The 21,853-nt window shown below is 63.4% G+C and carries 17 protein-coding genes; 8 read left to right on the top strand and 9 right to left on the bottom strand.

The window, feature by feature from the left end:
• The 6 genes from NFV80_RS09820 (at position 1) to NFV80_RS09795 (ending at position 5,353) form a co-directional block, all read left to right on the top strand.
• Positions 1-927 carry a D-alanine--D-alanine ligase gene (locus NFV80_RS09820; protein WP_295329931.1) on the top strand — a complete coding sequence of 309 codons (927 nt, stop codon included), beginning with the start codon at positions 1-3 and terminating at the stop codon, positions 925-927.
• A 1-nt stretch (position 928) separates the two neighbouring features.
• The gene (locus NFV80_RS09815) at positions 929-1,681 is read left to right on the top strand and encodes a cell division protein FtsQ/DivIB (RefSeq protein WP_295329929.1); all 753 of its coding nucleotides are present in this window, start codon (positions 929-931) and stop codon (positions 1,679-1,681) included.
• Positions 1,678-2,907 (top strand): cell division protein FtsA, encoded by a 1,230-nt coding sequence (ftsA, locus tag NFV80_RS09810; protein ID WP_295329927.1) that lies wholly within the window; start codon positions 1,678-1,680, stop codon positions 2,905-2,907. The genes NFV80_RS09815 and ftsA overlap by 4 nt, the downstream gene beginning before the upstream one ends.
• Before the next feature lie 59 nt (positions 2,908-2,966).
• A complete protein-coding gene (gene ftsZ, locus NFV80_RS09805; protein ID WP_295329925.1) occupies positions 2,967-4,136 on the top strand; it encodes a cell division protein FtsZ in 1,170 nt (389 codons plus the stop codon).
• A 94-nt stretch (positions 4,137-4,230) separates the two neighbouring features.
• On the top strand, positions 4,231-5,160 hold the full coding sequence (gene lpxC / locus NFV80_RS09800) for a UDP-3-O-acyl-N-acetylglucosamine deacetylase (protein WP_295329923.1): 930 nt from the start codon (positions 4,231-4,233) through the stop codon (positions 5,158-5,160).
• 4 nt (positions 5,161-5,164) lie between these two features.
• The gene (locus NFV80_RS09795; protein ID WP_295329921.1) at positions 5,165-5,353 is read left to right on the top strand and encodes a hypothetical protein; all 189 of its coding nucleotides are present in this window, start codon (positions 5,165-5,167) and stop codon (positions 5,351-5,353) included.
• Here NFV80_RS09795 and NFV80_RS09790 read toward each other — a convergent pair.
• The 3 genes from NFV80_RS09790 to NFV80_RS09780 are packed head-to-tail and all read right to left on the bottom strand — an operon-like array spanning position 5,340 to position 7,171.
• A complete protein-coding gene (locus NFV80_RS09790) occupies positions 5,340-5,774 on the bottom strand; it encodes a DciA family protein (protein ID WP_295329919.1) in 435 nt (144 codons plus the stop codon). The genes NFV80_RS09795 and NFV80_RS09790 overlap by 14 nt on opposite strands.
• Positions 5,775-5,802: 28 nt before the next feature.
• Positions 5,803-6,345, bottom strand: a complete 543-nt coding sequence (locus NFV80_RS09785; protein WP_295329917.1) for a dihydrofolate reductase — start codon at positions 6,343-6,345, stop codon at positions 5,803-5,805.
• A 4-nt stretch (positions 6,346-6,349) separates the two neighbouring features.
• Positions 6,350-7,171 carry a thymidylate synthase gene (locus tag NFV80_RS09780; protein ID WP_295329915.1) on the bottom strand — a complete coding sequence of 274 codons (822 nt, stop codon included), beginning with the start codon at positions 7,169-7,171 and terminating at the stop codon, positions 6,350-6,352.
• Between the two features lie 182 nt (positions 7,172-7,353).
• Here NFV80_RS09780 and NFV80_RS09775 point away from each other — a divergent pair, with 182 nt between their 5' ends.
• Together NFV80_RS09775 and metG are read left to right on the top strand one after the other, a co-directional pair.
• Complete coding sequence (locus NFV80_RS09775) at positions 7,354-8,883, top strand: hypothetical protein (protein WP_295329913.1); 1,530 nt, start codon at positions 7,354-7,356, stop codon at positions 8,881-8,883.
• A 79-nt stretch (positions 8,884-8,962) separates the two neighbouring features.
• Complete coding sequence (gene metG, locus NFV80_RS09770) at positions 8,963-11,047, top strand: methionine--tRNA ligase (RefSeq protein WP_295329912.1); 2,085 nt, start codon at positions 8,963-8,965, stop codon at positions 11,045-11,047.
• A gap of 248 nt (positions 11,048-11,295) precedes the next feature.
• On the opposite strand, the gene NFV80_RS09765 is transcribed toward metG, so the two are convergent.
• From NFV80_RS09765 to NFV80_RS09740, 6 genes are all read right to left on the bottom strand, one after another.
• Positions 11,296-12,339 (bottom strand): acyltransferase family protein, encoded by a 1,044-nt coding sequence (locus NFV80_RS09765; protein ID WP_295329911.1) that lies wholly within the window; start codon positions 12,337-12,339, stop codon positions 11,296-11,298.
• A gap of 326 nt (positions 12,340-12,665) precedes the next feature.
• Positions 12,666-14,156 (bottom strand): NADH-quinone oxidoreductase subunit M, encoded by a 1,491-nt coding sequence (locus NFV80_RS09760; RefSeq protein ID WP_295329909.1) that lies wholly within the window; start codon positions 14,154-14,156, stop codon positions 12,666-12,668.
• Positions 14,149-15,648 (bottom strand): NADH-quinone oxidoreductase subunit M, encoded by a 1,500-nt coding sequence (locus tag NFV80_RS09755; RefSeq protein WP_295329907.1) that lies wholly within the window; start codon positions 15,646-15,648, stop codon positions 14,149-14,151. Before NFV80_RS09755 ends, NFV80_RS09760 begins: the two co-directional genes overlap by 8 nt.
• Positions 15,645-17,189 (bottom strand): proton-conducting transporter membrane subunit, encoded by a 1,545-nt coding sequence (locus NFV80_RS09750; RefSeq protein ID WP_295329904.1) that lies wholly within the window; start codon positions 17,187-17,189, stop codon positions 15,645-15,647. The genes NFV80_RS09755 and NFV80_RS09750 overlap by 4 nt, the downstream gene beginning before the upstream one ends.
• The gene (locus NFV80_RS09745) at positions 17,186-20,371 is read right to left on the bottom strand and encodes a DUF2309 domain-containing protein (protein ID WP_295329901.1); all 3,186 of its coding nucleotides are present in this window, start codon (positions 20,369-20,371) and stop codon (positions 17,186-17,188) included. The genes NFV80_RS09750 and NFV80_RS09745 overlap by 4 nt, the downstream gene beginning before the upstream one ends.
• On the bottom strand, positions 20,372-21,844 hold the full coding sequence (locus NFV80_RS09740; protein WP_295329899.1) for an NADH-quinone oxidoreductase subunit M: 1,473 nt from the start codon (positions 21,842-21,844) through the stop codon (positions 20,372-20,374).
• Positions 21,845-21,853: the final 9 nt, after the last annotated feature.

Below are 21,853 nucleotides of genomic sequence, written 5' to 3'. Positions count from 1 at the left end.
ATGGACGCCAGGGATTTTGGCAAGGTTGCTGTACTCTTCGGGGGTCGTTCAGCCGAACGCGAGGTTTCGCTGAACAGCGGTTCACGCGTCCTCGGCGCACTGCAAAGGCAGGGAGTCGATGCCCATGCGTTCGATCCGGCGGCGCGCCGGCTCGACGAGCTGACCACATTCGACCGCGCCTTCATCGCCTTGCACGGGCGTTATGGCGAAGACGGAACGATTCAGGGGGCGCTCGAACTGATGGGCATTCCCTATACTGGCAGTGGCGTGATGGCCTCGGCGCTGGGCATGGACAAATGGCGCAGCAAGTTGCTCTGGCGTGCCGCGGGTGTATCGATCCCGGACTATCTGCTTCTGGATCGTGCCAGTGACTTTTCGGCAGTGGCTGCAGAATTGGGACTGCCGCTGTTCGTCAAGCCGGCCTGTGAGGGCTCGTCGATCGGCATCAGCAAGGTCACTCACGCGCGAGACCTCGCTGCAGCGTACGCGACGGCAGCCAGATACGATTCCCTGGTGATCGCCGAGCGCGCGATCCTCGGGGGCGAATACACCGTCGCCATTCTCGGCGAGCAGGCGCTACCGATCATCAAGATCGAGCCGGGCAACGATTTTTACGACTACGAGGCGAAGTACCTGCGCGACGACACCAGCTACCACTGCCCTTGCGACCTCCCGGAGAATCGTGAAAATGAACTTCGCGCGCAGGCAGTCGAGGCGTTTCGCGTCCTCGGCGGTCGCGGTTGGGGGCGGGTCGATTTCCTGATCGACGAAGCCGTACCACCGGACCGAGGTCGTGCCTACTTCCTGGAGGTGAACACTTCGCCCGGAATGACCGACCACTCGCTGGTACCGATGGCGGCGCGCGCCGCTGGCATCGGCTATGACGAACTGGTGCTGCGCGTGCTCGCGCTTGCGACCCTGGGCTGAAATGTGGCACAAACCGCACTTGTTGACGGCGATCTCCGACCTGCTTTTTCTGGCCGGCGCTGCCGCCCTGCTGGTGGCGGCGATCGTCTGGGGGACGCCGCGCCTGCGCCTGTTTCCGCTGAACGAAGTGCGCGTGGTGAACGAGTTGCGGGAGATACAGCGCAGCGAGCTCGAACAATCGTTGGCGGAGCTCTTGCGCGGCAACTTCATGACCGTCGACATCGAAGCGTTGCGCCAGGCGCTGCAGCAGTTGCCGTGGGTTCGGCGCGCCGAGGTCTGGCGGAAATGGCCGGGACGCATCGAGTTGCGGATCGAGGAGCATCAGGCAGCGGCCCATTGGGGCGACGAGTCCGGACAACTGGTCAACACCTACGGCGAGATCTTCGCGGCCTCACTGACCAGGGAGCAGTCGCTGCCGCGTCTGAACGGTCCGGCCGGCTCCTCCGGCGACGTTCTGCGGCGATATGCAGAGTTCGCGCACGTCTTGCGACCGAGCGGTCGTGCGCCGGCGCAGGTGTCATTGTCACAGCGCCTGGCCTGGCTGCTGAAGCTGGATGATGGAATGTTGATCGAACTGGGTCGCGAACAGGCTAAAGCGCCAATCCGCATGCGCCTGCAGCGTTTCGTAGACTATTACCCGACCCTGTCGGAAGGTCGCCGTGGGCGACCGATTGCGGTGGATATGCGCTATCCGAACGGCTTCGCATTGCGCTTTCCGGCCGCGGGGGGTCAAGAAGTCAAGGGAAAGAAATGAGCAGGGACAGCAAGGATCTGATCGTTGGACTCGACATTGGCACCTCGAAGATCGTCGCTCTGGTCGCCGAACTTACTCCGGAGGGGAGAGTAAACGTCATCGGCATGGGCTCGCAGGAGTCGAAGGGGCTCAAGAAGGGCGTCGTCGTCAATATCGAGGAGACTGTCGCCACCATTTCGCGCGTCCTGCAGGAAGTTGAACTGATGGCCGACTGCAAGGTTCGTGACGTCTATACGGGGATTGCCGGCAGCCACATCCGCAGCTTCAATTCGAATGGAATGGTTGCCATAAAGGACAAGGAAGTCACCACGATGGACGTCGAAAGGGTGATCGAGACGGCCCGCGCCATGCCGATCCCCGCGGACCAGGAGATCCTGCACATCCTGACGCAGGAATTCATCATCGACGACCAGGACGGGATTCGCGAGCCGATCGGCATGAGCGGCTTCCGCCTCGAGGTGAAGGTGCATATCGTCACCGGTGCGGTGTCCGCGGCCCAGAACATTGTCAAGTGCGTGCGCCGCTGCGGCCTCGAAGTGAACGATCTGGTGCTGCAGCCGCTGGCCTCGAGCTGTGCAGTCCTCTCCGAGGACGAAAAGGATCTGGGCATCTGCCTGATCGACATCGGCGGCGGCACCACCGATCTTGCGGTATGGACCCAGGGCGCCATCCGTCACACTTCGGTCATCCCGATCGCTGGCGATCAGATCACCAACGACATTGCCATGGCCTTGCGCACACCGACGCGCGAGGCCGAAGACATCAAGCGCAAGTATGGCTGCGCGCTGGCGCATCTGGCCGATCCGGAAGACGTGCTTGACGTCGCCGGCGTAGACGACCGGCCGTCACGCAAACTGTCACGGCGCGCGCTGGCGGACGTCATCCAGCCGCGCGTCGAGGAGCTCTACGAGCTGATCCAGGCGGAGCTCCGCCGCTCCGGTTTCGAGGACGTTCTCTCGTCGGGCATTGTGCTCACTGGCGGCGCTTCGGTGATGCCCGGAATGATCGAGCTCGGCGAAGAGATTTTCCATATGCCGGTCCGTCTGGGTGTGCCAAAGTATCAGGGGGCACTGGCTGACGTGGTGCAGAGTCCGCGCTTCGCGACCGCTTGCGGATTGCTGCTGGAAGCACAGACGCAAAGGAAGCGCGGCTTGAAGGTGCGCGAGACGCGCGACGTGAAACAGGTTTTCGGCCGGATGAAATCCTGGTTCGAAAAGAATTTCTAAACCGCTCGGGAACGGCGTTTTTTTTGGCAACATTCGGATTTTTTGCAGAGGAGGCGACAATGTTTGAAATCATCGACAAGGAAGAAAGCGACAGGGATACGGTGATCAAGGTGATCGGCATCGGCGGTGCCGGTGGCAACGCGGTCGATCACATGATCCGGGAGGGGGTGAATGGCGTGGATTTCATCACCGCCAATACCGATTCGCAGGCACTCGGCCGCAGTATCGCAATCCAGAAGCTGCAGCTTGGCAAGACCGGGCTCGGCGCCGGCGCGAAACCCGAAGCCGGGCGCAGCGCGGCGATCGAGGAACGCGACGCGATCGTCGAGTCGCTGCGCGGCGCACACATGGTTTTCATTACCGCCGGTATGGGTGGTGGCACCGGCACCGGCGCCGCGCCGATCGTTGCCGAGGTGGCACGCGAGCTGGGCGTTCTGACCGTCGCGGTGGTGACCAAGCCCTTCGGTTTCGAGGGCAAACGTCTGAAGGTGGCGGATGTCGGCATCGCCGAGCTGCAAAAGCACGTCGACTCGCTGATCGTCATCCTCAACGACAAGCTGATGGACGTGCTCGGCGACGATGTCTCGATGGACGACGCTTTCAAGGCCGCCGACAATGTCCTGCGCAATGCCGTTGGCGGGATCGCCGAGATCATCAACTTCCCGGGACTGGTCAACGTCGACTTCGAGGACGTGCGCACCGTGATGGGCGAGATGGGAATGGCGATGATGGGTTCCGCCAACGCTGCGGGTGTGGACCGGGCGCGCATTGCCGCCGAGCGCGCCGTTTCCTCGCCCCTCCTGGAAGGTGTCAATCTTTCGGGCGCCAAGGGCGTTCTGGTCAACATTACCGCCACCCGCTCGCTCAAGATGAAGGAAGTCAACGAAGTGATGAACACCGTTCGCGCCTTTGCCGCCGACGACGCACACATCATCTTTGGCGCGGTCTACGACGAAAACATGGGCGAGGAGATCCGGGTGACGGTGGTGGCCACTGGTCTCGGTCAGCCGCAGGCGAAGCGTCAGAACTTCGAGGTCATCAACAACGCGCACCACCAGGCAACGGGTACCGACGGCCGCTTCGCCAGCGGACCGAGCATCGACTACTCATCGCTCGACCAAGTACCCGCGATCGTCCGCAAGGGACGCAGCGCAACCGTCGAGGCGCTGGCCAACAGCGGTGTCGATCGCTACGACATTCCGGCATTCCTGCGCAAACAGGCCGACTGAGCCCGGCCGACAACCCTCCTCTGCAGGAATCGGCGGCTTCCGGGACAGCTTCGGCTGTGCTAGAATTCGCCGATTCCACAGCTATTTCAGACAGATGTTGAAGCAGCGAAGCCTCAAGTCGGTGGTCCGCGCCGCGGGCGTCGGCCTGCATTCCGGTGTCAAGGTACGGATGAGCCTGCGCCCCGCCGCGCCCGGAACCGGCATCGTCTTTCGGCGGATCGATCTCGACCCGGTGGTCGACCTGCCGGCGTCTGCCCTGCTCGTCGGCGATACCCGCATGTGCTCGTGCCTCGAGCGCGACGGGGTGAGAGTCGGCACCATCGAGCACCTGATGTCGGCGTTCGCCGGACTGGGAATAGACAACGCCTTCGTCGACCTCGACGCCGCCGAAGTGCCAATCCTCGACGGATCCGCATCGCCGTTCGTCTTTCTGGTCCAGTCGGCCGGAATCGAAGAGCAATCGGTCGCGAAGCGCTTCATCCGCGTCACGCAGCCGATCGAAGTGCGTGAGAGCGAACCCGCCGGCGAAAAGTGGGCGCGACTGGAACCCTACGACGGCTTTCGCCTGTCGTTTTCGATCGGCTTCAACCACCCGGCGATCGATCGCACCGGGCAGCGGGTGACGATCGACTTCGCGGAACATTCGTATGTCCGCGAGGTGGCGCGCGCGCGCACCTTCGGTTTCATGCAGGAAGTCGAGTGGCTGCACGAAAACGGTCTCGCGCAGGGCGGTGGTCTCGAAAACGCCGTCGTTCTCGACGAATACCGCGTGCTCAACGCCGATGGCCTGCGCTATGGCGACGAGTTCGTGAAACACAAGGTGCTCGACGCGATCGGTGACCTGTACCTGCTGGGCCATCCTCTGCTCGCTTCCTTCTCTGCCCACAAATCGGGGCATGCGCTGAACAACGCGCTCGCGCGCGCCCTCCTCGCCAGGCGCGAGGCCTGGGAATACGTCAGCTTTCAGGACCGCACGCTGGCACCACAGACTGTTTCCCGCTGGTTGACCCTGCCGGCTTTCTGACCCGATGTGGTTGCTGCGCCTGCTGGCTGTGCTGACGGTGATCGCCGTCGCCGGCGGCGTGCTCGCCTTTGTATTCACCAGGGACGCGCGCTATCTGCGGTTCGCGTGGCGTCTTTTCCGCTATGCGCTGATTGTCGCCCTTCTGGTCTTCGCCCTGCTGATCCTCGAACGGGTGGCAGTCATTCCCGCCTAGGCGAACACGCCAGCAGCTTTTCCAGCGCCGCACGCAAGGGCGATGCCGGCAAAGACTCGCTCAGCGCCATCAAATCGTGGCTGGCCCCGGCACTCAGCGGTTTTTGCGTGCCCCTTCCTGTGACTTTCCGCTCCTGCCGCGCGCAGACCTTGATCCGCACGGCACTACAATCGATTCCCCTTTTCTTCAATTCGCGGACCATCGTCGGCGCCATCTGGCCGAGTTTGGCCGCGATGGCAGCACTGTCGGCATGGATCACCGCAACACCCGACTTGTAATTGGCCATCCGGCTTGCCTGTCCCAGGTGCGCTGGCACGATCTCCTGGTAGCGCGTAGCCAGCGCCAGCAGCAGCCGCGCATGCGCCAGCACGCTGCCGGCGCCGCTAGGTCCTGCGAGAAAGTGGTCGAGCGAATCTGCCATCACGAATTCCGAATGCAAGCACGCAGCGCTAACATCGTTCGTATACCACGAAACTGAACTCCGGAACGGCGCGCCCCTCATCGCCGGCAGCTGATCGCCGATTGCCAATACGACGCCCGACTTCCCGCCACTCGGCCGGTCGAATTTCGGGGAAAAATCGGTCCCCGGTGGCATCTTCGGCGACTTCCGTCAGGTACAGGCGCCGGGCCAATGGCAAAGCCTGCCGGTAGAGTTCCTCGCCACCGATCACGAAGATCTCGCCGGCATCGCCGGCGAGGCGAATTGCCTCCTCGATCGATGTCGCTGCCGTTGCCCCACTGGGGCGGTAGGCAGGATTTCGACTGACGACGATGTTGTGGCGATTCGGCAGCGGGCGAAAAGCGGGCGGTAGCGACTCCCAGGTCTTTCTTCCCATGATCACCGTCCTGCCACGGGTCGTCTCGCGAAAATGTCGCATGTCTTCCGGCAAGTGCCAGAGCAATTGCTGATCTCGGCCAATCGCACGGTTTCTTGCCACGACAGCGATCAAGGAAATCGTCCCTCCTCCCGCCGACAGCAGTTCGCTGCGCATTCGTTCAGACCGCGACCGCCGCGGCGATATGCGGGTATGGATCGTAGCCGGTCAGCGCAAAATCCTCGAAACGGAAGCCGAACAGATCGCGCACCTCCGGGTTCAGGTGCATCGTTGGCAAGGCGCGCGGCGTGCGTGTCAATTGCTTACGTGCCTGGTCGAAGTGATTGCTGTAAAGGTGTGCGTCGCCGAAGGTATGCACAAAGTCACCGGGCCGATAGCCGCAAACTTGCGCCAGCATCAGAGTCAGCAAGGCGTACGAGGCGATGTTGAAAGGAACGCCGAGAAAGATGTCGGCGCTGCGCTGGTAGAGCTGGCAGGACAGTTTCGCGCGACGGTCGGAATCGGTTGGCGCGGCTGCGGCGACGTACAGCTGGAACAGCGCATGGCATGGGGGCAGCGCCATGCGCTCGACGTCGGCTGGATTCCAGGCGCTCACCAAATGCCGGCGCGAGTCGGGATTGTTGCGGAGGGCATCGACGAGTTGCGCCATCTGATCGATTTCGCATCCGTCAGGCGATCGCCAGTGGCGCCACTGGTGGCCGTAGATCGGACCGAGTTCCCCGCTGTCGTCAGCCCAATCGTCCCAGATGCGGACGCCATTCTCCTGCAGATACCGAACGTTGGTGTCGCCCCGCAAGAACCACAACAACTCGTGGATGATCGAGCGCAGATGCAGCTTCTTGGTAGTCAACAGGGGAAAACCGGCACCCAGATCGAAGCGCATCTGCCAGCCGAACACCGAGCGGGTGCCGGTGCCGGTGCGGTCCGCCTTCTGGTTGCCATGCTCGAGGACATGGCGCATCAGGTCCAGATACTGCTGCATGCCTTGTCTCCGTGGATCGGTCAGGTGACATTGTACGGGAAAGGGAGCAGCGCACCGGAATCGCGCATCTGTCCATATCGCACAATTTCGGCACTTGATCAGGAGGCACCGTCGGCCGCACGTGGTTTACAATCTCTCGTCTCGCCCCGGCCTGCGCGGGCCCGTGATAAGGGGGACTTCAGATGATCCTCAACCTGTTTCCAAGCCGTCCCGATCATCCGCTTGCCGACGCCAAGGAGTTCAAGCGGATTCTCGCCGAACTGCGTGTCGACAAGCCGGTGAACGCCGTCGATGAACTGACCGGCTGGTTCGAGTCCCTCAAGCACGCGCGCAACTTCCGGCTGGATCACTATTTCGACCTGCTGCGTCAGCTTGACGACGCCGGGCAGCAGCATCTGCGTCGTCTCGCACGCGAATACCTGACTTCGCCACAGCTCTCGCCGCTGGAGCGAAAACGCCTCTGGGAGCGGAGTTACAGTTATTGGAACACAGCCACGGCCGCCTATGCATCGTGCATCGAGCGCGCCAAACTGGAGGCCAAGGGCAGGGGAAGCGACGCCTTCCGCGCTTCGCTTCCCCTGGCGGACACGCGCCTGCAGGCGGCGCGTCGCCGCTGCATCAAGTGGCTGGCGTATTGCTACGAACCAGCGGGCAGCGATCTCTGGCGGGAGCTGGGGCAAAGCTACCTCGCGGCCGAAGCTGCCGGCCATGCACAGAAACTGGTGCAGCTTTACCCGGGCCGGATGGGCGTAACGAGCGTTGCGCAACAATACTTGCATTCGCTTCTGTTTTCCGCCTCGTCGATGGATGGCTTGAGTCCGCAGGAGATCGAGCTCGCCGATCGAGTCATCGCGCACTTTCTGTCGATTGTCAGCTGGTCATCCGAACGTCATTCGGACAGCGTGTACTGGGTCGATGCGGCGGCTGCCTCGCCACCGGCACGTCTGGCGATCCATCCCGGGGCAAGCACGCCGAGCCTGCGCTTCGTCTCGCCCGTACCCGCGTTGTCGGGACTCGACGAACTGATCCACATGGTCGAACGTGACGAAATTCCTGCCCGGCTCAATCTTGGCGGCGAATATTCGCAGAAGGCATTGCTGTCGGTGCTTCGTCATCTCCGCGCCTATTGGGCGGTACGGCCGCTGCAGCGGCGCCACCAACGCCATGCCGTGAGGACACGAATGGCCGTTCTTGCGGGTTTTGACCACGCCTACCAGGTTTTTTCCGGAGCGCTGGGCAGACACGGATCCGTGGCCGCAACACGCAGCTGGGTAGTCGAAAACGTCAGTCTCGGCGGCTTTCGTGTCTGTTTCGACGATCCAGCGGGCAACGGCATCAAGCTCGGAACCCTGCTCTGCATGCAGCCGGAGGGTGGCGAAAACTGGCTGCTCGGTACCGCACGGCGCTTCAACCGGCTGGGCGGAGTGCAGGCCAATCTGGGCGTGCAGCTCATCTCGAAACAGGCGCAGAGCATCGAGCTACGCCCGCGCCGCAGCGGCTTCGCTGCGGCTGTCGCTCTTCCCGGCATCTGGTTGCGCGATGCTGGCGAGTCCGGCACCGTACGTATCGTGCTGCCGCTTGGCAGCTTCAATGTCCGGGAGACGCTGGATTTCAGCCTCGATGGCCGCGCATACCTGCTGACCCCTGCCGAATTCGAGGAGAGTGGCTGCGACTATGACATCGCTCGCTTTCATGATCAGCTGGTCAGTTGAGACAAGCCGCAGCTGACGGAGGCACCCGCGCAGCGCGCCGTCGCTTTGCTAGAATGCGCATTTGTCTGCGCCAACGCCAATGACCCGCAAGATTCTCGTAACCTCAGCCCTTCCCTACGCCAACGGCGCAATCCACCTCGGCCATTTGGTCGAATACATCCAGACTGACATCTGGGTGCGTTTCCAGAAGATGCGAGGGCATCAGTGCTGGTACGTCTGCGCCGACGACACGCATGGCACGCCGGTCATGTTGCGCGCCGAAAAGGAGGGGATCACACCGGAGGAGTTGATCGCCCGCGTCCATGACGAGCACACCCGAGACTTTGCGGGTTTTCATGTTGGTTTCGACAATTACTACACTACCCATTCCGAAGAAACACGTGCCTGCGCGAACGAGATCTATGCTCGCCTGTGTGCGGCCGGTTTGATCGACGCGCGAACCATCGAGCAGTATTACGATCCGCTCAAGCAGATGTTCCTGCCCGACCGTTTTATCAAGGGCGAATGCCCGAAGTGCGGTGCGCACGACCAATACGGTGACAACTGCGAGAGTTGCGGCTCGGCGTATACGGCCAACGAGCTGAAGAATCCGTATTCCGCGGTTTCCGGCGCCACCCCGGAGCTGCGCCAGTCCGAGCACTTCTTTTTCCGGCTCTCGGATCCGCGCTGCCAGGCCTTCCTGCGCCGCTGGACGCAGAGCGAAGGGCGCCTGCAGAACGAAGCGGCCAACAAGCTGCAGGAGTGGCTGGGAGAAGACGGAGAAAGCCGTCTCACCGACTGGGACATCTCGCGCGATTCGCCCTATTTCGGCTTCGAGATCCCGAATGCACCCGGCAAGTACTTCTACGTCTGGCTGGACGCACCGATCGGCTACATGGGAGCTTTTCGCAATCTTTGCGCGCGTGAAGGCATCGATTTCGACGAGTACTGGCACGCGCATTCGAGTACCGAGCTCTATCACTTCATCGGCAAGGACATCCTCTACTTTCATGCGCTGTTCTGGCCGGCGGAACTGGCGCACGCCGGTTATCGAACGCCCAGCAAGGTCTTCGCACACGGCTTCCTGACCGTCGATGGAGCCAAGATGTCCAAGTCGCGTGGCACCTTCATCACCGCCCAGAGTTATCTGGCGCAAGGACTCGACCCCGAATGGCTGCGTTATTACTATGCCACCAAACTTTCGGGTTCGATGGAAGATATCGACCTCAATCTCGATGATTTCATCGCCCGGGTCAATTCCGACCTGGTCGGCAAGTTCGTGAACATCGCCAGTCGAAGCGCCGGCTTCATCGTCAGGCAATTCGCCGGTCAGTTGTGCCCCTGCGACGAATCGCTACCGGTTTTCCAGGCGATTCGCGAACGGCAGACGGTGATCGCGGATCATTACGAAACGCGCGAATTCGGCAAGGCAATCCGCGAAATCATGGGGCTCGTCGATCTCGCCAATCAATACGTCGACAGCGTCAAGCCGTGGGAACTGGCCCGCCAGCCCGTTCGCGCAAGCGAACTGCACGCAGCCTGCAGCAATTCGCTGAACCTTTTCCGCCTGTTTTCGATCCTGCTGAAACCGGTGCTGCCGGCACTCAGCGTCAAGGCGGAGGCTTTCCTGAACATCGCCCCTCTGGTCTGGAACGACAGCCGCACGGTCCTCGCGCCCGGGCACGCGATCAACGCTTACCAGCATCTGCTGACGCGCGTGGACAAGCGGCAGGTCGACGCCTTGCTCGACGCCAATCGCGAGTCGCTGAGCGCCACGCCGCCAGCGGCAGCGGCCGGGTTGCGAGCGCAGGAGCCAGTGGCGGGCATCGCGCTCGCGGCGCCGGCGCGGCAGATCAGTATCGACGAATTCATGACCGTCGACCTGAGAGTTGCTCGCATCAGCGAGGCTACGCCTGTCGAAGGCGCCGACAAGCTGCTCCGCCTGGTGCTCGACCTCGGCCCACTCGGTGCGCGCCAGGTATTTGCTGGAATCAAGGCAGCCTACGTTCCGGAAGCTCTCGTCGGCAGGCTGACGGTAATGGTTGCCAACCTCGCCCCGCGCAAGATGAAATATGGCATTTCCGAGGGAATGGTGCTGGCCGCCTCCGGTCTCGACGGTCCGGCAGGGGGCATCTTCCTGCTCTCGGCCGACGCCGGCGCGGAGCCAGGCATGCGCGTCAAGTAGGGGTGGAAATCCGGTGGCGACGGCAGACACGTCGCTGCCTCGGTATCACGGCACTCGCAGCGCAAGGCAGGCATTGGACCACCGGACGGCTGCGGCGGCCAGAAGCTGGCTCGGCGATACTCCGCCTACGCCCTCGCGTATCGAAACGAAATGTCGCGCCGTCGGCTGCAGGACCAAGAGGAACCGCCAGCCTCCTTTCCGCGCCGCCCAGCACCTCGACCGACGCACAAGGATTTCATCAGAAGCTCTTACGCCTTGCCGTTGAGCAACATCCGGGTCAGGCGAAACCTCGAAATCAGCAAGTAGTGCAACGCGATGCCGGTGATCGAAGTCGCCGTGGCGACGAACAAGAACTTGACACCAATCCACACTGCCTCGTCCAGGATCGCCACACCAAACAGGATCACCAGGACGTGATGGAACAGGTACACCGAGTAACTCGATTCGGCAACGACCTGCGTGAAGGAACTCCGGCGGGGGAACAGCCAGTAGCAGGCGCGGATCACTACGGCCGTCAAGGCCGCCGTCGCCAGCCACGAGCTCACCAGCAACAGTTCGGACGCGAAAGAGGCCTTCCACGGTACGCCGGTCAGTGTCAGGCTCACCGCCAGTGCCGGCACAGCCGTCCAGAATGGGGTGGCAAGAAAGGCCTCTTTCAGCCTCGGCACCTCGAAGACGAGCATGCCGAAGACGAAGAACGGCGCCGCCATGCTCAGTCGATACAACGACGTCAGACCGAAAACAGGAACATACGCGACGTGGGTGGCACGAACGAGCAGCGAAACGGCCATCGTTCCCAGTGCAAGCAGCAGGACGCTTTCCCACCATGCGAGCGACTCGATCGCCTCGAGCCTGACCATTGCCGCGCGCACCAGAGACTGGAAAGCGGGGACAAACGGGCTGAGGACGAGCAGATCGACCAGAAACCAGAGGTGATAAAGGGGCAGTACGCTCCGTCCGTCGAGCGGCCACCAGGAGTCATGGAGTACCCAGTACTGGACGGGACTAAGCAGCAGCCAGACGACGAGCAGCGGTACTCCGAGACGCAGCAGGCGATCCGCGAGATAAGACCGGAAACCCCGAAACGGCCGTTTGGCCAGTGCCAACGCACAAAAGTAACCAGCAATCAGGAAAAAAGCCGGCATTCGGAAAGAGTGAATGGCACTGACCAACAGATCAAAGAAAGGCGAACTGGCGTCGTCGCTGAGCAGCCATTCGTCATTCTCCGCATAGATGTTCGACGTATGCAGAACGACGCCCAACAACATCAGGATGCCACGACCAGCATCCAATGCGCTGTCCCTGAATCTTTCCGCGACACACCGACTTGCGACGGTCCCATCCATGGTCGCCCTCTTCTCTGACAGAGGCTCTCGAAGCGCGAGGCCAGATCGAGTCGTGGCCAAACGCCGCCGGCCGCCGCCGCGAACTGGCGCCGCGGCCACCCGGCGGCGCACAACGGTCCCCGCATGCGGCCTCAAAACTTCCAGAACTACATGAATTAAAGAAAAATATTACTTTTGGGCGGGACTGGCAAGGAATTTTGTCGCGGCTTTCGCCGATTCCCTATCGGGTTTCCTTGGGCGCATCCCAGCGCTGCCTGCGCCCGCGTCATCGGCTACAACCCGGCGAGCGCTGCCACCCACGCCTCGGCGGTCGGTCGCAGAAATTCGAGCAACGGGAGCGGATAGACGCCGAGGACGACGATCAGCAATGCCGGCAACGACAGGCAGACTAGCTCACGCGCGAGCAGATCGTCGGCCGCAGAGACGTCCGGATTCCGCAGCGGCCCGAGAAAAGCCTGCCGGAATGGGCCCAGAAAACTCGCCGCCGCGAGCACCGTGCCGAACAACGCCGCGAGACCCGCACCGGTATGGCTATGCAGCGTGGCGACGACGATCAGCAATTCACCAGGAAAGCCACTGGTTCCGGGCAGGCCGATACCCGCCAGACCGAACAGCAGGAAGAAACCCGCGAGCAGCGGCATGCGATGCATCACGCCGCCAAGCCGGGCGATGTCGGTGGACGCCGTGCGCCGCTGCAGGAAAGACAGCAGCAAGAAGCCGCCGCCAGCAGCGACGCTGAAGTTCAGCAGTTGCAACAGCGCACCCTGCAAAGCAGAGACCGAGAAGGAAGCGAGGCCGAGAAGCACCAGCCCGACGTGCGACAGGCTGGAGTAGGCCAGTACGCCACGCAAATTGCCGTGCACCAGGGCGGCGACGCCACCATAGAGGATGGCGACGGTACCGAAGCCGGCGAGCAGCCAGTGCAACTCGCGCGCGGCGAGTGGCGCCAAAGGGATGGCGACGCGGATCAGCCCATAGGCGCCGATCTTCAGCCCGACCAGTAGCGAAGTGACCGCCGCCGGCGCCGCCATCGCCAGCGACGGAAGCCAGGTGTGCACGGGCACCAGCGGTACCTTCACACCGAAACCGGCAAGCAGGAGCAGGAATACCAGATACTGCTTTCGCTCGGGCAGCGGCGTCGCCAGCAGTGTTGGCAGGTCAAAAACCGGCGTAGCCCCATCCCCATGCCCGAAGGCAAGTGCCAACAGGCCGAACAGCAGCGGCACGCCGGCGGTCAGCATCACCAGGAAGTAATGGACGGCTGCCGCCTGTCGCCCGGCACCGACACCCCACAGGCTGACCAGGAAGTACAACGGCAGCAGCGTGAACTCCCAGCAGGCGAAGAACAGAATCGTGTCCAGCGCACAGAAGACACCAAGGGTAGCTGCTTCGAAAAGAAGCAGCAGCGCGAAATACACCCCACGCGGCGCCGCGTCCGCCCTGATCCGCCAACTGGCAACGACCGTTGCGCAGAAGAGCAGGCTGGTCGCCGGCAGGAAGAGCAGGGATATCCCATCGACCCCGACCAGATACCGGACACTCACTCCGGCTATCCAGGGGGCCGCATCCAGTAACTGGAAACCGGTGTCGCCCCGATCGAATGCAGCGACCACCAGCATCGAGCAGAGCAAGGTCAGACCCGTGGCGCCAAGCGCGATCCACTGAACCCATGCGGCACGCCGGGCCCATGCCGTCAACAGCGCGCCGAGCAAGGGCAACGCGAGCAGAGTACTGAGCAGCGGATAAGCGGCCAGTTCAGTCATGCTGGAAATAGGCGGCAAGAGCCTGCGTCGCGCTGTCGGTCAGTTGCAGCCACGGCTCCGGGTAGAAACCGGCAGCCAGCAGGACGATCAGCGTCGCGCCGCCGACGAAATATTCCATCGCGCCCGTGCGGGCGATCCTTGCCGCCGGCAGATCGCGCGGTCGTGGTGCCAGGAAAGCGCGCTGAAAGGCCCACAGCAGGAAACCGGCGGCGGCGACGTTGCCAAGCGCAGTGGCGATCGTCGGCAGCGCGCCGAAGGTATCGATCGACGCTTCGAGGACCAGGTGAACGGCGTCGAATCCCGGCGTTCCCGGCATTCCGAGCAGCGCCAGGCCGCCGATCAGAAAAGCGAGAGCGATGAACGGAACGCGGTCGAAAAGACCGCCGAGTCGGTCGAGCGCCGTGGTTCCGGTGCGGCGGTACACATAGCCAACCATCAGCAACATCACCGTGATTGCCAGACCGAAATTGACCGCCAACAGCAGCGCCCCTTGCAGACCAGCCGGATGCAACGTGAACAGGCCGATGACGATCAGGCTCGTATGACTGACCACGGCGAAAGCCATCAGCCGGCGAAGATTGGCCTGGCGAAAAGCCATGCTGGCGGCGAAAAAGACGCCAATCATGGCGAAAGCCACCACATAGGACTGCCAGATCAGCACCGCTTCCGCCGTCAGCGGCAAGAGAAAGCGCGCCATGCCATAAACACCGACCTTGACGCCGAGCAGGAGCACCGGACCGACGGCGATCAGGCCGTAGCCGGCGGAGTTGGGTAACCAACCGTGCAGCGGAAAAAGTGGCGTGCGAATCGCCAGGCCATAAAAGAGCAGATAGAACGCCGCCGACTGGTACTTGTCGATCTGCGGCGTGTGCAGCAGATCGAGGAGGTCGAAACTCCAGCGCCCGCCGACGACATCGGCATGACTCCAGACGATGACGACCGCCCCGGCAAGAAACAGGCACCAGCCGAAAAGCTGATACTGCAGGAAGCGCGACAAAGCGAGATTCTCTTCACGCGCCGACGCCCAGCGCCAGAGCAGGTAGCCGACGAGCGTGAGCTGCAGCGCGGAAGCAGCGGCAAACCACAGCAGGTTCATCGTCGTGAGCATCGTCATCTGCGACGATTCGATGACCAACAGCACGCCGAGCAGGTGTACCGGTGATATCTGCTGACGCGCCATGCCATAGAACGACAGCAGCACGCCGAGCAGCGCCGTGAGCAGAATGAAAAGCACGCTGATCCCGTCGGCCGCCGCGTGATAGGCAAACAGGTCAAGACGCTCCGCGAACTGCAGGTTGCCGTTCGCCACATCGATGCGCCCGTAGAGATCGATTGCCACGGCCAGTTCGGCGATGGCGAACAGGCGTCCGAGACGTAGCGCCTGCTCGTGCTGGCGCATGATCAGCAGCAACATCGTGGCTGCGAGCGGCAGACACTGCAAGGTCGCCAGCAAGGGGTAGCCGGCCTGCGTCGCCCAAGAGATTTCGCTCACAGGATCACCACCAAGGTTGCCATCACCATCAGCATCAGATAGCGCGGTTGTTCGAGCAGCGACTCCACCGCATCGGCGTAGTGCGCGGCGCGCTCCACCGTAGTCTTCATCGAGCCGTCGCCGCTGAGCAGGAGAGAGCTCTCGAGTCGCTGCATTCGATCCGCGAAGCGGAAGAGCGCGCGACCGGCGAGGCCGTGACCACGGATCAACTCGTCGGCCGTGTCGCCCTCTGCAGAACGCTCGACGAGCGGTTCTCCGACCAGCGGATCGATGAAGCGCTCGTCGAGCGCGCGCACGTCCCGGCCGAGAGCCAGCGTCGGGCGCGCCAGCAGGGTGTTGCCCAGTGCCTCGATCCAGAAGCGCTGCAGCGCGGCAGTGTACCACCAGCGTCGCGCGCTCAGCCAGCGTGGTGCTGGCGCTGCCGGCCGACGTACCAGGTGCATATACGCCGGAGCCAACAGAAACTGATAGGCGCGCCAGGCGGCATGCAGGCCGGCATGGCAGGCCGCGAGCCAGAACAGTCCAAGGCCGCAGCAGAAAAACATCAGACCGACCTGGGTCACGGTCGAAAAAATCAGCGCCGACTTGACGTCGCTCTGTACCAAGGCGCAGAGGCTGCCGTACGCAGCGGTCAACAGACCGACAACCGCGAGCAGCAGCATCAGATCCGGCACCTGTGCCAGCAGACCCTGCAGGCGACAGAGCAGATAGATGCCGGCATGCACCATCAGCGATCCGTAAAAGATCGCCGACGACGGCGTCGGTCCCTCCAGCGCTCGTCCGATCCACGGGGTGAACGGAAGCTGCGCCGACTTGACCAGCGCGGCCAGCACAAAGCCGATCGACAACAGGCGCGCAGTGACCCTGGCAAGGCCGCCGTCACCGCCCAACCCGGACCACTCGACGGTCCCGACCGACCACACGGCGAGGCCGATGCCGAGCATGAAACCGGCGTCGCCCACCCGGTTGGTCAAGAAAACGAACAGTGCGTTGCCCGTCGCGAGGGGGCGCTCCCAGGCGTACGCGATGAGCAGCCAGGAACTGACGCCGGCCAGTTCCCAGCCGACAAAGGCCAGTACGGCGTTGCGGGAAAGAACGATCAGCAGCATGCCGCCAAGAAACAAGGTCATGCCGAAGAAAAAGCGGTGGAATCCGATTTCGCGGTGCAGATACGTCGCGGAAAAACGCAGCGCAATCCAGCCGATCAAGGTTACCAGCGTCGCCATCGGCAAGCTGTACGCGTCGGCAACGAAGGACAGGCGAACCGGAACGGCGCCGATTCGCAGCCAGTCGCCAAACTCCTGTCGTACCGGCAGCGCACTGCCGATTGCCAACAGGTCCAGGGTGAACAGCAGCAGCAGTGCCGCAAGCAGCGAAGCAGTCGCGATCCCGGCGGTCAACGGCTCGGCCGCGTCCCCGCCAGGACGCAGGAGCAGGCGAATGGCAATCAGCGCGGCCGCCAGCAGGGGCAGCAGCGGCACCAGCCAGAGCGCGTGGCTGGCGGCCGGCATCACGGCCAGCAGGGCCTCCGGCGCGCTCATGGGACAGCTACCGGGCGCCGCAGCAGGGCCGGCGGCAAGGGTTCTCGTCGCCCGGCAAACCAGTCGAACGAACACTCGACGATCGGCAAGGCCGATTCCCCTTTGTTCACCGGGTCGTCCTGCCAGGGCTGCCAGCCTTCAGCCGGATCGAATAGGTCGATCTCGCCGGTTTCCGGATGTTGGGCAGCAAGGACGATCCAGCCGTTGCCGATCAGTTCCTGCAGTGGTGGCTGCCGCTGATAGATGGCGGTGACCACATCGACGGTCTGTTCGACGACCACCAGCAAGCGCATCGCCTCATGGATCTCGACCATTTGCAGCGGCAGACCGGTGCGCAGGTCGGATCCGGCTCCCTGCATCACCGAGAACAGTCCGGTCAGGTTGTGCATGATCTTGCTGCCACAACCAAACCCGTCATTATCGACCGTCGAAAAGTAGTACTCGAGGCTGATTCCGGCGCCGACCGGCGCCGCCGCCAGCAGCGTCGCTTCGAGCACTCGCCCTTCGCAATCGGGCAGCGGATCATAGGAAATCAGGAAAACCCGTCGATCGAAGAAGGCGCCGCGACTCATCGCGCGGCGACCGACAAAAGCGGCAGCGACCGTCGCATGCCCGAGTTCGGGGCGCGCCTGCGCGATGTCGTGGCGACGGTCCAGCAGATGCCGCTGCGCCTCCCGCGGCGACGGGTGGCGAGGCGCCGAGGCGAAGCGACGGCAGCGCTCGACGGCATGCCGGCGCGCAGCTGTCGCGCAATCGCGACGCAGCGCGGCAAGGGCCTCGCGGTGGCTGGCCGGCACTTGGGCATCATCGTACCAGACGAAGCTCTCGTCGCAGGTATTGTGCTCGGCGCTGACGAAGAGCGTCGTATCGGGAATGACGATTCCCTGGCCCGCGAGTCGCTCGCGCACCGCCGGCCGGTTGGCAATCGTCGCGAACACCCGCGCATTCGGGCCACCGTGCCGCCCGGAACAGGCGCCACAGTCGTAGGCAGCGAGGTGGGGGTTGTTGCGGCTGTCGGAACCGTGACCGACGATCAGCACCAAGGGTGCGAAGTTGCTCGTCAAACCGATGCTGCGCAGGAAACCGTCAACACGCGCCACCTGTTCGTCCTCGCTGAAACCGCGGCGTGGCGCATCGGCGTCAGCAGCACGACTCGCTTCGTCGCTCCTGGCGGTGACCTCTAAGCTGCCAACGACCGACTTGTCGATGGACTCCCGGCAGCGGCCAAGCAGTTTTCCTAGAGGCCCCGGGGCGAGTGTTCGCAGCAGCAGTGCGAGCAAGGCCATCGGTGCCGTCGCAGCGATCAGCAGTGTGGCCTGCAGCCCGCCGCGCCGACTGCCCTGATGCAGTCTTTCGCGCCACGCCAGACGCCAGCCGCGACGGCGCCGATGCTGGCGGTAGACGGTGGCGAGCGCGTCTGGCACCTCCTCGCGCAAGAAATTCACGGGGCGCACGACGACCGGGCAGAGAGCGGTTGGCGATTCATCGTCGAGGCCTTGCCAGAGCATCGGCATGCCGAAGAAGCCGGCAGCACCGAACGTTTCGAGCGCCGGATTGACCTCTTCGAGATGACGGCGTGTTCCCTCCTCACGATCGTCCATGCAGAACACGAGCTGCGCCGTGGCCCGATCGGCGAGGGTTGTCGCACGGCCATGGTTGGCGCGCAGCGCGGCGAGAATCTGCTGTCGATAGTGACGTTCGTAGGCCAGCAGCCAGACCAGGCCACGCTCGTCATCGGTCAGCGAAGCGGCGCAGGAGAGCAGTGACTCGGCGCCACTTGCGCCCATTGCCCGCAGGTCGGAAGCGCTCAGACCCAACCTCAGCGCCAGCATGTACAGCGGCCAGGCAGCCGCCTCGCCGGCGACGTGCGAATCGCTCGCCGCCGAATCGGCGAGGCGGTCGGCGAGCGACTGCCAGGTGCTCTCTGTCTGCGCGGTCAACAGGTGCGGTCGCACCAGGTCCAGGACTTCATCTGGCCATGGTCGACTGCCGACGGCATACCTGACCGACAGTTCGGCCGGGTGATTCGCGAAATGATTGCCCAGTTCCCGCAAGGGAAGGTCCCAAACGCGACGCACCAGCTGCTCGGCGTACAGACGTTCGAGCACGAGGCGCACCGCCAGGAAATCGATCAGGCTGACCGGAAAAGCCTCGCCGCTGACGCGCGACTCCCGCCAGTGCACCATTCCGGCCCAGCCGGGCAGCTCCATCAGCAAGCGCCGCAGGTACGCGGAAAAGTGCGACTCATCGACGCCGAGGGAACTCAGCTCGTCGGCGATCAACTGCAGGGGGTCGTCTGGAAGCTCGCCGATGTCGTGTCGTGCGCCAGCGAATTCATCGAGCTCCCAAGCCCAATCGCCGGCGGCACTGCATCGCCAGGCGGCATAAAATCCCTGCGCCGCCGCTGGATTCCGCCAGGCGGCCAGACCCTGGTCGAGCTGCGCCGAGAGGTGACGAATCAAGGTCGCTTGCAGCGGCTGTCGAAAATCTTCGCCGGTCAGTTGCGCCAGCAATTCGGCGAAGGTGCAGTCCCGACCCAGACGGTAAAGCATTTCCTGCCACTGGCCAGCCGCCTTCGCCGCTGTCGGCCCGGCAAGACCGGTGGCGGGCGCCGCGACCGATCCCTGCAACTCACGCGCGGCTGCCCAGAGGTCGCCGACCACTTTCACCTCGCTCGTGCTCGCGGAAGTCGCGAGCAAACGCCGCCGTATGGCCGGGTCGAGATCGCTCGGCACTCCCGTGCAAGCGGCGCTCTCGTCGCTTAGCCAGCGCAGGCGAACTGCTGACACGGCGGCAGGCGGGTACAACAGCGCTGCCAGCAGTACCTCACCGCGGCGCACCTCGCCGCCTGCACCGGCAACGAGGACCTGATCGATGCGGCAATCCGGCAGTTGCCGCAAGGCGGCCACGAGATCGTCAGTATCGATCCGCCCCTGCCGGAACAGCTCACGGCAACGGTCTTCGTGCAGCCAGGGGCGCGCGCCTGTCAGGCGCGCCGCTTCGCCGAGGGCAGCGGCAAAAGGTAGATGCTGGAAGGCGTGCAGCGTATTGTGATGGATGAAGTCGCGCAACGGCGCTTGCGCCGGGAGATAATGGGCAAGCTGCTGGACGCATACGCGGACGAGCTGCAGGCGATCGAGCGACTCCACTGCTGCTCCTGCCGTGTGCGTCGGTGCGATCACTCAGACTCCAAACTGTCTCGTCAGCTTGACCAGCGAGGCGGCCATTACGTGCAGCAGCGGCGACGGATAGCAACCGATTCCGACCGTCGCGATACTCAATAGCCAGGCCGCCGCACATTCGCTGCGCGTCAGATCGGCAAGAGCCATCACGCCCGCCCCCGGCGCCAGGATGCCGCGCTCCGCTCCGGTCGACAGGCAGCGGATGGCGCGCAACGCGTAGGCCGCAGAGATGAGAACGCCGATCGACAGAAGGACCAGCCAGCTGCCCCAACGACCGTAGGCAGCGAGCAGCACCTGCAGCTCGGCGACGAAACCGGCGCTACCCGGCAAACCGACCGAGGCGAGCAGAGCGAACACGACGAACACGGCGAAACGCGGCGCGATGCGATTGAGCGAACCGTAAGCCGCCAGGTCGCGACGATGCGTGCGCTCGTAGAGCAGCCCGATCAACAGGAACAGCAGTCCGGCCGTCAATCCGTGCGCGACCATTTGCGTCAGCGCACCGCTGAGACCGGCCTGATTGAGCGCGGCGACACCGAGCAGGACGACGCCCATGTGCGAAATCGACGAATACGCGACCATCGCTTTCAGATCGGTCTGTCGCCAGGCCAGCACGGCGCCATAGACCAGACTGGCCAGCGCGAGCAGCGCCAGCCAGTCCTGCAGGGCGAGAGCCGCAGCCGGCAGTGTCGCGGCCGCACGGATCAAGCCGTAGGCGCCCATCTTCAGCAGGATTCCCGAGAGCAGGATCGAGATTGGACTCGGCGCCTCGACATGCGCCAGCGGTAGCCAGCCATGCAGCGGCACGATCGGCATCTTGACGCCAAAACCCAGCAACAGGCCGAAAAAGACGAGAACTTGCGTACGAACCGGCAACTGTCTGCCACCGGCAGCCATGTCGGCCATCGCGAAACTGTGTCCCGGAGCGACGTCGTAGAGCAACAACAGTGCAATCAGCAAGAAGACCGAACCACCCAGCGTGTAGAGGACGAAATTGAGCGCAGCGCGGTGTCTGTTGACTCCTCCTAGGCGGTCGATCAGGAAGAACAGGGGGATCAGCGTCAGTTCCCAACAGACGTAGAAGAGCGACCAGTCCCGGGCGGTGAACACGATCAGCAATGACGCCTCGAGAACCAGCAGCAAGGAAAAATAAAGTTTGGCGCCACTGCGGATTCCCCGCGAGGAGAAAACCGCGACAAAGCTGAGGACCGTCGCCAGCAGCAGCATCGGCATCGAAACGCCGTCAACGCCGAGTGCGAAACTCGATCCGACGCGTGGATTCCACGGCCGTGTCTCAAAAAACTGTATCTCGGCGCTCGCCGCATCGAAATCGGCCAGCAACAGCACCGCACAAAGCAGCGTGGCCGCCGCGACGACGCTCGCCACGTGGCGCAGCAGATCGAACCTGCGGCTCGGTAACAGCGCCAACAGGGCGGCGCCAAGCAGCGGCAGCAGCAGCAATGTCTTCAGCATTGCAGTGCG

It is taken from the genome of Accumulibacter sp. (assembly GCF_023806565.1).
GTDB lineage: Bacteria > Pseudomonadota > Gammaproteobacteria > Burkholderiales > Rhodocyclaceae > Accumulibacter.
Note: the sequence above shows the minus strand (reverse complement) of the source record. Positions and strands in the feature narration are given on the sequence as shown.

Bases quoted from the DNA above. Each gene is read 5' to 3' on its own strand.
- NFV80_RS09820 (WP_295329931.1), top strand. From the start codon at position 1: ATGGACGCCAGGGATTTTGGCAAGGTTGCTGTACTCTTCGGGGGTCGT.
- NFV80_RS09815 (WP_295329929.1), top strand. From the start codon at position 929: ATGTGGCACAAACCGCACTTGTTGACGGCGATCTCCGACCTGCTTTTT.
- ftsA (WP_295329927.1), top strand. From the start codon at position 1,678: ATGAGCAGGGACAGCAAGGATCTGATCGTTGGACTCGACATTGGCACC.
- ftsZ (WP_295329925.1), top strand. From the start codon at position 2,967: ATGTTTGAAATCATCGACAAGGAAGAAAGCGACAGGGATACGGTGATC.
- lpxC (WP_295329923.1), top strand. From the start codon at position 4,231: ATGTTGAAGCAGCGAAGCCTCAAGTCGGTGGTCCGCGCCGCGGGCGTC.
- NFV80_RS09795 (WP_295329921.1), top strand. From the start codon at position 5,165: ATGTGGTTGCTGCGCCTGCTGGCTGTGCTGACGGTGATCGCCGTCGCC.
- NFV80_RS09790 (WP_295329919.1), bottom strand. From the start codon at position 5,774: ATGGCAGATTCGCTCGACCACTTTCTCGCAGGACCTAGCGGCGCCGGC.
- NFV80_RS09785 (WP_295329917.1), bottom strand. From the start codon at position 6,345: ATGCGCAGCGAACTGCTGTCGGCGGGAGGAGGGACGATTTCCTTGATC.
- NFV80_RS09780 (WP_295329915.1), bottom strand. From the start codon at position 7,171: ATGCAGCAGTATCTGGACCTGATGCGCCATGTCCTCGAGCATGGCAAC.
- NFV80_RS09775 (WP_295329913.1), top strand. From the start codon at position 7,354: ATGATCCTCAACCTGTTTCCAAGCCGTCCCGATCATCCGCTTGCCGAC.
- metG (WP_295329912.1), top strand. From the start codon at position 8,963: ATGACCCGCAAGATTCTCGTAACCTCAGCCCTTCCCTACGCCAACGGC.
- NFV80_RS09760 (WP_295329909.1), bottom strand. From the start codon at position 14,156: ATGACTGAACTGGCCGCTTATCCGCTGCTCAGTACTCTGCTCGCGTTG.
- NFV80_RS09750 (WP_295329904.1), bottom strand. From the start codon at position 17,189: ATGAGCGCGCCGGAGGCCCTGCTGGCCGTGATGCCGGCCGCCAGCCAC.
- NFV80_RS09740 (WP_295329899.1), bottom strand. From the start codon at position 21,844: ATGCTGAAGACATTGCTGCTGCTGCCGCTGCTTGGCGCCGCCCTGTTG.